Here is an 11014-nt window from a genome sequence, read left to right as displayed (position 1 = left end):
ACCCATGCCGGGGTGGCGGAACAGGCAGACGCAACGGACTTAAAATCCGTCGGTTGGAAACAACCGTACCGGTTCGATTCCGGTCCTCGGCACCAATTAAGACTAACTTCGGTTAGTCTTTTTTTCTTATGTAAATTAAGTTTTAATACTACATATTAAATAATACTATGAATAAGAAACCTAAATTGCTAATTAGTGAATGTCTATGCGGCGTATCATGTCGTTATGATGGAAAAGATAATTATATAGGGAAATTACCATTGTTAAAAGAAATGTTTGATTTAGTACCTGTATGTCCAGAAGTATTAGGTGGACTTAGTACACCGCGTGATCCTGCAGAGCGACAAGGAGAACGTATATGTACGGCTAATGGGACTGATGTAACTAAAGAATTCCTTATAGGCGCTCAGAATACATTAGATATAGCTTTTCAAAATGGGTGTAATCGGGCTCTAATGAAAGCAAAAAGCCCTAGTTGCGGCTATAAGCGTATTTACGATGGCACCTTTAGTAAAACCCTACGGGATGGTCATGGATGCACTGTAGAGGCTCTATTAAAGAATAATATTGAAGTGTATACAGAAGATGATATTGATCTATTAATAAGACAAAAAAAGAGATGAGTTTTAACTCATCTCTTTTTGTTTTTTATTACTTTACTATAACCTTAACTGGCTATTATTACATAATTATATGCTTTACTGATAACAGATTAATATGCCTAACTCAGTGCAAGAAATAGTCCAGATTATTTACCTGCATTTACAGGATCGTTAGTTAATGGTTGTTCCCCTAGTAAGGTAGTAAGGTTATGTAAATTAAATCGATACTTATCATTACTGAAGTCTCGTGTTGCATCATAACGTTGGTTAGGTGCATGCATAAGACCGATTAATGTGTCATATAGTAAATCATTTGTAAAGTATTGATGTTCGTGCTTAGTAAGTTCCTCTGCAGTTTGAGGATACGCTGCACGATATTGAGGAGATAAATAAATCCAGAATGGAATGTGAGTCATAACAAAGTCAAATGTATCTGGGTTATGAGATTTATCTAAACTTTCACCGTGGTCAGAGAAATAGACCATAGCTTGTAAGTTTAATTTTTCCTTACCATACGTATAGATTTGTTGTAATAACCAATCAGTATAAAGTTGGCTATTAGCATATGCTTCTTGGCCATCTGGATACGGGCCTTGTTTCCATTTACTAAACTCATGAGGGTAACGGTCATTGTAATAAATATGGCTCCCCATGATATGAATAACAATAAAGTTATTTTTCGTAGGATCTACAGATTGTAATAAAGGCAATAAAGATTCATCATAGCGGTCAGAGAATGCATATGATTCGTGAGACCATTTTGTAGTATCTGCTGTTTTGGCCATTAGAGAAATGGCTGTATCGTATTCACCAAATACACCTTGGTTACTAAACCAAGAAGTAGTATAACCAGCCTTTTTAGCTACGTCTAAGATGTTTGCTGAATCAAGGAATGGTTTATCATCATATTGATTGCGTTCGGATAGAGCGCGTTCTAGGGTAGGTACAGTTTGTACATAGGATGAATATGCGTTATCAAAGAATATAAAATCTTTGTTATCAGAGCGCATATTACCTTGCCATGGTGTATCGTCATAAGGGAAGTTTTGATTATAAACCTTCATATAATCACGAGAACTAGACTCACCAATTACTAATATGATCGTACCTGGTGTTTTATTGGCAGAGGTTTCCTTTGTATCTAAATTGAAGGAATCGAAAACTAAATGATGGTTATCATTATATTGTTGCATCTGTTTTACATAATCGCCAGCAGCAATCCAATTTGCTACAATACATGTTTTAGGGAATAAGAAGAATGGTACATATACTAAGAATGCTACTATAGACACAATGAGTAATGTGGAGCGCATAGGTCGTGTAGTATTTAAGTTTACCACTGCTTTCATTCCTAGATTAGACCAGTAGAGTAGATACGTCCAAGCTACTAGACCGATACCAACAGCGATAAGACCAGGAATACCAGCAGCATTTTTTAAGAATCCAAAGGCTTCCTCAGGGTTTGTCATATATACTGCTAGTAAACTAGCTGGCGTTAAACAATGCCATGTAGTTAAGTAATATCCAATTTGTAAGAATGGAATAAGACTTAATATCATGGTAATGATTGCCATGATTAATGATGTGGTTTTATGAAGGCGATTCGTTTGATTTAGTAAGAATTGAATTCCAGATAAGCCCATAAAAATGAGTAGGCCAAATAAGAAGTCATTAGCGAATTCATAGAAATATAAAGGCTTAACATAGGACCAGTGGAAAAGGAGTGGGAATGTAAGAGCCCAAAGAATACCGACCAAGCCATATCCTAAAAATGGTCTATGAAAAACTGTACAGCCCATAAAGTATTGAAATAAAAAAGTACCTACAATTGTTGGTACTGCTAAAATTGTTATATCTTCAACATCTAGTCCTAGTGTAATAGGTTCATAGATGAAAAATAGAGCTATATATAAAACAATACCAATGATACCAAAGCGAAAGATGGGGTTTCTCCCAATTTGCTTTAAACTAGATAACATAATAAATCCCCTCTTGTAGGAATACACAATAAATTTTTTTCATAATATATAATAATTACTATAATAAAGATAGCAGATGACTGTAAAAAAAACAATTATTTGAAAGTACTACTATAAATGCTTTATAATTATATAGTTAAAGTATATTTTCTAAGGATTGGGGTTTATGGGAGATTATAATTATAAGTTAGATGTTTTTGAAGGTCCTTTAGACTTGCTTTTACATCTCATTGAAAAACATAAAATAGAAATCACCGATATTCCTATCGTTGAAATTACGAGTCAATACTTGGAATATTTAGATAATTGGAATCACTTTGATATTCATTATAGTAGTGAGTTTCTTGTAATGGCATCTACCTTATTGCAGATTAAATCGCGTATGTTACTGCCTAAAGCTGAACCTGAGCCAGATGAAGCTGAGGATCCACGTGATGAATTGGTAGCAAAATTAGTAGAGTTTAAGAAAATCAAGGATTTTACAGCTCTATTAATGGAGCGTACAGCTGTTTCTGCCAATATATTTAGTAGACCTGAAGAAACAAGCGTACTTGGATTAGATAATGTATATAATTTAGAACTTTCCCAATTATACGAAATTTTTTATCAAACCTTAAAGCGAGCTAAGGAATTACCTGAAGAGGAACCTATTCGTGAAGTAAAGGTTGAAAAAGACAGTTATAGCTTAGAAGATATGATTCTGTCTTTATCTAGTCGTATACGTCGTGGTGAAAGTTTACATTTTAGAGAGTTATTAGTAGCAATTGAAACAAAAAGTGGTATGGTAACGATCTTTATGGCTGTTTTAGAATTGTTGAAACAACAAATCATGGAAATGCGCTATGAAGAGGATGATATTGTATTCACTGCAGCCTTAGAAGGTACCGTATAGAAAGGGGGCTATATGAGCTTACCAACAATGCATTTAGAGGCCGTATTGTTTTCATCGGCAAAGCCTATATCAATCGATATGCTTGGAGAAGTATTCGGACTTTCAACAGAGGAAGTACAGGACTATATAGAAACATTACAACGTGAGCTTGAAGACCAAAACCGAGGTATCCGATTGAGAGTATCAGGGGCTGGTGTTGAGTTAGTTAGCGCTATGGAAAGCGCTGATTATGTAGGTCATATACGTAAGCGAGAAGATAAACTATCTAATGCAGCGATGGAAACATTAGCTGTTATAGCCTATAAACAACCTATAACTAAAGCTGAAATTGAAGAAATCCGCGGTGTAAATAGTGATAAGATTATTAAACAATTACTCACTCGATCTCTTATTGCTGAGCTAGGTCATAAAGATACTGTAGGTAGACCTATTCTTTATGGCACAACCGACGAGTTTTTAAGAAGTGCTGGTGTAGAATCTATTGAAGCTTTACATCAAGAAGTTTCGGAAACAGAAGGATAATATGGAACGATTACAAAAATTTATTGCTAGTTGTGGTGTTGCATCACGACGTAAGGCAGAAGAATTAATTACGGAGGGGAAAGTTCAAGTTAATGGCCGCAAGGTAACTGAGCTAGGCGTTAAAATTGACCCTCAAAAAGATAAGGTTAAGGTTAATGGCCAATTATTAGCTCAAGAGAAACCTGTATATTACTTGTTAAATAAACCAAAGGGCGTCATTACATCTGTATCTGACCCTCAAGGTCGAGAAACTGTTTTAGATTATATTAAAAATGAATCTAAACGCATTTATCCTATTGGTCGTCTCGATTTATATACTGAAGGTTTATTATTACTTACCAATGATGGTGAGTTAGCACAAAACTTAACACATCCATCTAAAGGTGTAGAAAAAACCTATGAAGTGCGCATTAAAGGTCGCGTTCGTGATGAAGATTTACAAGTCATTGCCAATGGCGTTAAACTTGAAGATGGAATGACAGCACCTGCTATAATTGTAGACTTAGGTTTTGACGATCATAACGGTGTTCATGAAGTAGAGATTACAATTCATGAAGGTCGTAATCGCCAAGTTCGTCGTATGTTTGAACACTTTGGGTATCGCATTCATAACTTAAAACGTATTGCTTATGCAGGTCTCACATTGGGCGGTGTAAAACGTGGTGCTTCTCGTCAACTTACTATTAGAGAGGTTAAAGCACTTAAAGCGTTGGGGACTGATAAGAAATGAAACAAATCATAGTCATTGGTGGTGGTGCGGCAGGTCTTATGGCGGCAGTTATAGCAGGTCGTGAAGGTGCTCGTGTCATATTACTTGAAAAAATGAATATGGTTGGTAAGAAGATGGGGATTACTGGTAAAGGTCGCTGTAATATTACAAATAATGCAGATATGGCCGAGTTCATTAAAAATACGCCAGGTAATGGTAAGTTCCTCTACGGTGCTTATGAACGCTTTAGTAATGAAGACTTGCTTGAACTATTACATAGTTGGGGGTTGAAAACTAAGGTAGAACGTGGCGGGCGCGTATTCCCTGAATCTGATTCCGCTCTAGAAGTACGCAATACGTTCATGAAAATCCTAAAAAAGTATAATGTTCAAGTTCATTTAAATGAACCTGTTACATCTATTACTGTAAAAGATGATCGAGTAGTGGGTGTCACAACAGATAAAGAACAATATGCTTGTGATGCTGCTATTATATGTACTGGTGGTGCTTCTTATCCTTTAACAGGTTCGACTGGTGATGGATATACCTTAGCTAAGAAAATAGGGCATACCATTACGGATATTAGACCATCGTTGGTGCCAATTGTAACTGAGGAATCTTGGGTGAAGGATATTATGGGGCTTAGCCTTCGTAATGTTGAGGTATCCGTAATTTCTAAAAATAAGGTACAGGCCAAGCAATTTGGGGAAATGATGTTTACCCATTTCGGCCTTACAGGTCCTACCATCTTGTCGTTAAGTCATACGGTAGGTAAATTATTGCGTAAGAAAAATCCTCAAATTACTATTGAAATAAATCTTAAGCCTGCATTAACTGCAGAAGTATTAGATAAGCGGTTACAAAAAGATTTTGATTTATATTCTAAGAAACAATTGTCTAATGGAATGAAGGATTTACTGCCGGTAAATCTTATTCCTATTGTTATAAAGCTTGCTGAATTAGATCCAAGTAAACCCATTAATCAAATCACAAAAGAAGAACGTTTGCGCTTATGTCATGTGTTACAGCATATGACATTAACCGTTAAGGAATTGCGTCCGGTGGCAGAAGCCATTGTTACAGCAGGGGGAATCTCGTTAAAAGAATTTAGTCCAAAAACAATGGAATCTAAATTAGTGAAAGGTTTATATGGTGCCGGTGAGGTATTGGATATTGATGCCTTTACGGGTGGCTATAATTTACAAGCCGCTTTTTCCACTGGTTATGTAGCGGCTATGCATGCTGTACATGGTGATGAAGAATAGAGGTTATTATGAATACTAAAAAAATTGCCATTGCTATTGATGGTCCTGCAGGGGCTGGTAAAAGTAGTATTTCAAAGGTAGTGGCTAATGAATTAGGTTATTTATATATTGATACAGGTGCTATGTATCGAGGCGTTACATGGGCTGTCCTTGATAGTCATGTAGATGTTAACAATCAAAAGGAGGTTGAGGCTTTACTCCCTTCATTAGATTTAACACTAGAGCCTACGGCAAGTGCTTGTAAAGTGTATGTAAAAGGTCAGGATGTAACTGATTTAATTCGACAACAACAAATCAATGAAAATGTATCAACCATTGCTTCTTATAAAGGGGTACGTGAATACTTAGTTGAACGTCAACAAGCAATGGCAGCTGTTGGTGGTGTTATTTTAGATGGTCGTGATATAGGTTCTGTTGTATTACCGAATGCAGAATTGAAAATATATTTAACTGCTTCTGTAGATGCACGAGCTAAACGTAGATGGCTTGAAGTTCAAGGTACTTCTAATGAACAACCATTAGAAGACATTAAAAAGAACGTAGAAAGTCGCGATGAAATGGATAAAAATCGTGATGAATCTCCACTTGTATGTGTTGAGGATGCCATTGTTGTGGATTCTAGTAATATGACTTTTGATGAAACAGTGGAACATATATTGCATCTAGTACAGGAGCGAATCTAAGATGAATAAATTTTCTACATGGCTTTGGCGTACTGCCTTTTGGTTGCGTTATAAAGTCGGATATGGATTAAAGGTATACGGTCGTGATAATTTCCCTATGGAAGGTCCCGTTATTGTTGTACCAAATCATTTGAGTAATAATGATCCACCTATTTGTGGGTATGCATTACCAAGACATGTGCACTTTATGGCAAAGCAGGAGTTATTTGTAAATCCTATTTCTCGATTTTTCTGTACTTGGCTTGGTGCGTTTCCTCTAAACCGTGGAGCCATCGATAAGGTAGCTATACGTCATGCATTAGGTTTATTGAAAGATAATAAGGTGCTAGGTATATTTGCCGAAGGAAATCGACAAAAGAGTGGAAAACTTGGTAGATTCCATGATGGAGCCGCATCCATTGCGTTGCGTACGGGTATTGGCATTACACCAGTTGCGATTATTGGATCTCATAATATGAAGAAAAATCAAGTCGCATGTATTATTGGTAAACAAGTTCCTGTAAGTAAAGCAAAGCCTACACCGGAAGCAATAAAAGAAGTTAATGATCGTGTGAAAGGTGAAATTCAACGCATGATAGATTCTTATCATGAAAATCGTATAGAGGAGACTTTATGGAAATAATTTTGGCTGAAAACCACGGCTTTTGCTATGGCGTAAAACGAGCTGTTGACATGGCTGATGAAGCTGCCAATAGCGAGGGTAAAAGTTATACATTAGGTCCTATCATTCACAATCCTCAAGTTGTAGGGCGCTTAGAAAGTAAAGGTGTAAGCCCCATTCAAGAGGTTGCTGATATTGATGAAGGAACTATGATTATTAGATCTCATGGTGTAGGTCCTGCCATTTACGCTGAAGCCGAAGAAAAGGGCTTACATATTTTAGATGCTACATGTCCTCATGTAAAAAAAGCGCAACAAGATGCTAAGTCTGTCATTGAAGATGGCATGACATTGGTGATTTTAGGCGAAAAAAACCATCCTGAGGTCAAAAGTATCAATTTATGGGCAAATAACAAAGGAATAATCATCGAAGATGAAGAATCCGCCGAAAAACTACAAATTGTGGAAAAAATGGGCGTTGTTGTACAAACTACCTTTTCACAATTCAAATTTAACAGTATAATAGAGATATTAGAGAAAAAATCTAAGAATCTTAAGATTTTCAAAACGATATGCAATGCAACGCAAGAACGACAGAACTCTGCCGTTGACTTAGCACGTAATGTAGATCTTATGATAGTGATAGGCGGTAAGAACAGCGGCAATACAAACCGATTGGCAGAGGTTTGTCGTGACGTTGGATGTACAACATATCACATTGAAACTTCTACTGAATTACAACTGGAATGGTTTAACCGAGTACAGACGGTAGGAGTTACAGCAGGAGCATCGACTCCCGACTGGATTATTAAGGAGGTCATTGAGACAATGAAAGATTTTGCAGAATTATTAGCAGCAGAAGGTCAAGAAGAATTTAAGAAAGGGAACGTTGTAGAAGGTACAGTAGTTCAAGTTGAAGATGAACGCGCATATGTATCTTTTGGCTACAAAACTGAAGCCATTTTGAACAGAACTGAAATTTCTTATCCAGCACCAGAATCTGCCAAAGATGTGTTGAAAAATGGTGATGAAATTAAAGCAGTTATCATGAACCACATCAAAGAAGATAATCCTATTTATCTTTCCATGACTCGCTTGGCTAAAGATGAAGATTGGCAATATGTTATCGAAGCACAAGAAAAAGATGAAGCTATCGTATGTAAAGGTATTGATGCTATCCCAGCAGGTTTGGTAGTAACAGTTAAATCCCTTCGTGGTTTCATTCCATTGTCCCAAGGTGATGTTCATTTCGTAAAATCCTTGGACAACTTGGTTGGTACAGAATTCGAAGCTAAAGTACTTGAAATCGACGAAAAGAAAAACCGTTTGGTTCTTTCCCGTCGTGCAGTATTGGAAGTAGAACGTCAAGCTAAATTAGCTGAAGCATTGAAAAACATCAACGTTGGCGACAACTATAAAGGTATCGTTCGTAAAATCATGCCTTATGGTGCTTTCGTAGATATCGGCGGTATTGAAGGTTTACTTCACATTTCCGACATTTCTTGGCAAAAAATTAAAAAAGTGGAAGATGTTCTTTCCGTTGGTCAAGAAATCGAAGTTAAATTACAATCCTTCGACGCTGAAAGCAACAAATTATCCTTGTCCTTAAAAGCTTTATCTAAGAGCCCATGGGACGTAGCTGAAGAAACATTGCACGTTGGCGATGTTATCAACGGTAAAGTTGTTCGTTTGGTAGCTTATGGTGCATTCGTAGCTGTTAACGACGACATCCAAGGTTTACTTCACATTTCTCAAATTACAAAACAACGTAATGCGAAAGTTGAAGATTACTTAAACCGTGGTCAAGAAGTTGAAGTTAAAATCATTTCTCTTAACAAAGATGAAAAGAAATTGGGCTTGGCTTTAACTGAATTGATGGAAGCAAAAGAAACTGCAGAAGACGCTGAATAATTCATTGTCTAATATAAAGGCTAACCAAGGTTTCCTTGGTTAGCCTTTTTGCGTACTATACGTAGAATATGATAAAATATAGTAATGTATTAGATTAGATAATGAGGTGAAACCATGGCAAAACCATTAGTGGCCGTTGTAGGTCGTCCAAATGTAGGGAAATCTACACTTTTTAATGCCATTGTTAATAAACGGATCTCTATCGTTGAAGATATCCCTGGTGTAACACGGGATCGTATTTACTTTGACGCAGAGTGGTTAAATCGTGAATTTACAATGATCGATACAGGCGGCATCGAATTTATTACAGATAATAGTCATGTCATTCCTAAGATGATGCGATTACAAGCTGAATTGGCTATTGAAGAGGCAGATGTAATCTTATTTGTGGTAGATGGCAAACAAGGTATTGTACCTGCTGATGAAGAGGTAGCTAATATCTTACGTGCTAGTGGTAAACCTGTAGTATTAGTTGTTAACAAAATTGACAGTGTTAATCAGGAACCTAATATTTATGAATTCTACAATCTTGGCTTAGGTGATCCTATCGGTATTTCCGCTAAGAACTTAATGAATTTAGGCGACTTATTAGATGATACGGTTAAACATTTCCCTCCAGTTGGGACAAATGTTGATGACGAAGATACCATTCATGTCGCAGTTATTGGTCGTCCTAATGTAGGCAAATCTTCTTTGACTAATGCCTTATTGGGTCAAGATCGTGTAATCGTATCTGATGTAGCAGGCACAACACGTGACTCTATCGATACATATTGGACTCATGGCGATCAAAAGTTTGTTCTTATTGACACAGCAGGTATGCGTCGTAAGTCTAAAATCGAAGAAGCTGTTGAACGATATAGTATTGTTCGTTCCTTGCGCTCTGTAGACCGTTCAGATATCGTCGTTCTTGTTCTTGATGCGCAAGATGGTGTTACAGAACAAGATAAGAAAATTGCTGGCTATGCTTATGAAGCAGGCAAGGGTGTAATTATTGTTGTTAATAAATGGGATCTTATTGAAAAAGATGACAAAACAACATTGCGCTTTACTGAAGATATTTATGATGAATTAGGTTTCTTGCAATTTGCTCCAATTCTATTTGCTTCAGCACTTACAAAACAACGTATACACCGTTTAGCAGATATGCTTAAGTTTGTATCTGAACAACAATATCGTCGCGTGTCTACAGGTACATTAAATCAATTGTTACAAGATGCTCAAACAGTAAATCCTGTACCTTCTCGTAATGGCAGAATTCCAAAAATTTACTATATGACGCAAGCTAGTGTTAAACCACCTACATTTATTTTGTTTGTAAATGAACCAGAGTTAATTCACTTCTCATATATGCGTTTCTTAGAAAATAGATTGCGTGAGTCTTTCGGTTTTGAAGGAACACCAATTCGTTTAGTATTGCGTGGTAAGAAACGAGATGATGAAGACTAATGGATATTATGATTATTGTATATGCTGTGTTGGCATACCTTATTGGTTCAATTCCTAGTGGCCTAATTATTGGCAAGACCTTCTTTAATACAGATGTACGTCAATACGGTTCTAAAAATATAGGTGCTACTAATACGTATCGCGTTATAGGTCTAAAAGCTGCATTACCAGTATTTCTCTGTGATGCTTTAAAAGGGGCAGCTGGGGTTGTATTGTTGTCCTCTTATGGACCTATGTATATGATCTTAGGTGGTATCCTTGCTATGATGGGCCATAACTGGTCTATTTTCTTAGGCTTTAAAGGTGGTCGTGGGGTAGCTACAGGACTAGGAGTTCTAATTGCTTTATCACCATTAGTGGCTTTGATTGCCTTCTTGGTATGGGGCGTGATTGTCTATTTTA

General features: G+C 36.7%; 11 protein-coding genes and 1 tRNA gene. 11 read left to right on the top strand and 1 reads right to left on the bottom strand.

Going from position 1 to position 11014, the window contains the following annotated elements:
- Positions 1–6: 6 nt before the first annotated feature.
- Both QZ055_RS05350 and QZ055_RS05345 read left to right on the top strand, forming a co-directional pair.
- Positions 7–95: transfer RNA gene (locus tag QZ055_RS05350), tRNA-Leu, on the top strand.
- 72 nt (positions 96–167) lie between these two features.
- Positions 168–623: a DUF523 domain-containing protein gene (locus tag QZ055_RS05345; RefSeq protein WP_295825132.1), complete on the top strand. Its 456-nt coding sequence runs from the start codon at positions 168–170 to the stop codon at positions 621–623.
- Between the two features lie 125 nt (positions 624–748).
- On the opposite strand, the gene QZ055_RS05340 is transcribed toward QZ055_RS05345, so the two are convergent.
- Positions 749–2581 (bottom strand): phosphoethanolamine transferase, encoded by a 1833-nt coding sequence (locus QZ055_RS05340; RefSeq protein ID WP_119207403.1) that lies wholly within the window; start codon positions 2579–2581, stop codon positions 749–751.
- Positions 2582–2747: 166 nt separating this feature from the next.
- On the opposite strand from QZ055_RS05340, the gene QZ055_RS05335 reads away from it, so the two are divergent.
- From QZ055_RS05335 to QZ055_RS05295, 9 genes are all read left to right on the top strand, one after another.
- The gene (locus QZ055_RS05335; RefSeq protein WP_105089124.1) at positions 2748–3473 is read left to right on the top strand and encodes a ScpA family protein; all 726 of its coding nucleotides are present in this window, start codon (positions 2748–2750) and stop codon (positions 3471–3473) included.
- A gap of 12 nt (positions 3474–3485) precedes the next feature.
- Positions 3486–3995: an SMC-Scp complex subunit ScpB gene (gene scpB, locus QZ055_RS05330; RefSeq protein ID WP_295805256.1), complete on the top strand. Its 510-nt coding sequence runs from the start codon at positions 3486–3488 to the stop codon at positions 3993–3995.
- A gap of 1 nt (position 3996) precedes the next feature.
- A complete protein-coding gene (locus QZ055_RS05325; protein ID WP_295825128.1) occupies positions 3997–4725 on the top strand; it encodes a pseudouridine synthase in 729 nt (242 codons plus the stop codon).
- On the top strand, positions 4722–5969 hold the full coding sequence (locus QZ055_RS05320) for an NAD(P)/FAD-dependent oxidoreductase (RefSeq protein ID WP_295825125.1): 1248 nt from the start codon (positions 4722–4724) through the stop codon (positions 5967–5969). Before QZ055_RS05325 ends, QZ055_RS05320 begins: the two co-directional genes overlap by 4 nt.
- An 8-nt stretch (positions 5970–5977) precedes the next feature.
- Complete coding sequence (cmk, locus tag QZ055_RS05315) at positions 5978–6652, top strand: (d)CMP kinase (protein WP_295825123.1); 675 nt, start codon at positions 5978–5980, stop codon at positions 6650–6652.
- A gap of 1 nt (position 6653) precedes the next feature.
- The gene (locus tag QZ055_RS05310; protein ID WP_105089128.1) at positions 6654–7274 is read left to right on the top strand and encodes a 1-acyl-sn-glycerol-3-phosphate acyltransferase; all 621 of its coding nucleotides are present in this window, start codon (positions 6654–6656) and stop codon (positions 7272–7274) included.
- Positions 7265–9163, top strand: a complete 1899-nt coding sequence (locus QZ055_RS05305; RefSeq protein WP_295805253.1) for a bifunctional 4-hydroxy-3-methylbut-2-enyl diphosphate reductase/30S ribosomal protein S1 — start codon at positions 7265–7267, stop codon at positions 9161–9163. Before QZ055_RS05310 ends, QZ055_RS05305 begins: the two co-directional genes overlap by 10 nt.
- A gap of 114 nt (positions 9164–9277) precedes the next feature.
- Complete coding sequence (der, locus tag QZ055_RS05300; protein ID WP_005386761.1) at positions 9278–10612, top strand: ribosome biogenesis GTPase Der; 1335 nt, start codon at positions 9278–9280, stop codon at positions 10610–10612.
- On the top strand, positions 10612–11014 hold a 403-nt coding region (locus tag QZ055_RS05295), incomplete at its 3' end, for a glycerol-3-phosphate acyltransferase (RefSeq protein ID WP_295825121.1). The genes der and QZ055_RS05295, both read left to right, overlap by 1 nt.

The organism is uncultured Veillonella sp., assembly GCF_905209685.1.
Lineage (GTDB): Bacteria > Bacillota > Negativicutes > Veillonellales > Veillonellaceae > Veillonella.
This window is presented reverse-complemented; position numbering and strand designations above follow the sequence as displayed.

What these genes read in the sequence shown, in the direction of transcription:
- QZ055_RS05345 (WP_295825132.1), top strand. Translation starts at nt 168, where the DNA reads ATGAATAAGAAACCTAAATTGCTAATTAGTGAATGTCTATGCGGCGTA.
- QZ055_RS05340 (WP_119207403.1), bottom strand. Translation starts at nt 2,581, where the DNA reads ATGTTATCTAGTTTAAAGCAAATTGGGAGAAACCCCATCTTTCGCTTT.
- QZ055_RS05335 (WP_105089124.1), top strand. Translation starts at nt 2,748, where the DNA reads ATGGGAGATTATAATTATAAGTTAGATGTTTTTGAAGGTCCTTTAGAC.
- scpB (WP_295805256.1), top strand. Translation starts at nt 3,486, where the DNA reads ATGAGCTTACCAACAATGCATTTAGAGGCCGTATTGTTTTCATCGGCA.
- QZ055_RS05325 (WP_295825128.1), top strand. Translation starts at nt 3,997, where the DNA reads ATGGAACGATTACAAAAATTTATTGCTAGTTGTGGTGTTGCATCACGA.
- QZ055_RS05320 (WP_295825125.1), top strand. Translation starts at nt 4,722, where the DNA reads ATGAAACAAATCATAGTCATTGGTGGTGGTGCGGCAGGTCTTATGGCG.
- cmk (WP_295825123.1), top strand. Translation starts at nt 5,978, where the DNA reads ATGAATACTAAAAAAATTGCCATTGCTATTGATGGTCCTGCAGGGGCT.
- QZ055_RS05310 (WP_105089128.1), top strand. Translation starts at nt 6,654, where the DNA reads ATGAATAAATTTTCTACATGGCTTTGGCGTACTGCCTTTTGGTTGCGT.
- QZ055_RS05305 (WP_295805253.1), top strand. Translation starts at nt 7,265, where the DNA reads ATGGAAATAATTTTGGCTGAAAACCACGGCTTTTGCTATGGCGTAAAA.
- der (WP_005386761.1), top strand. Translation starts at nt 9,278, where the DNA reads ATGGCAAAACCATTAGTGGCCGTTGTAGGTCGTCCAAATGTAGGGAAA.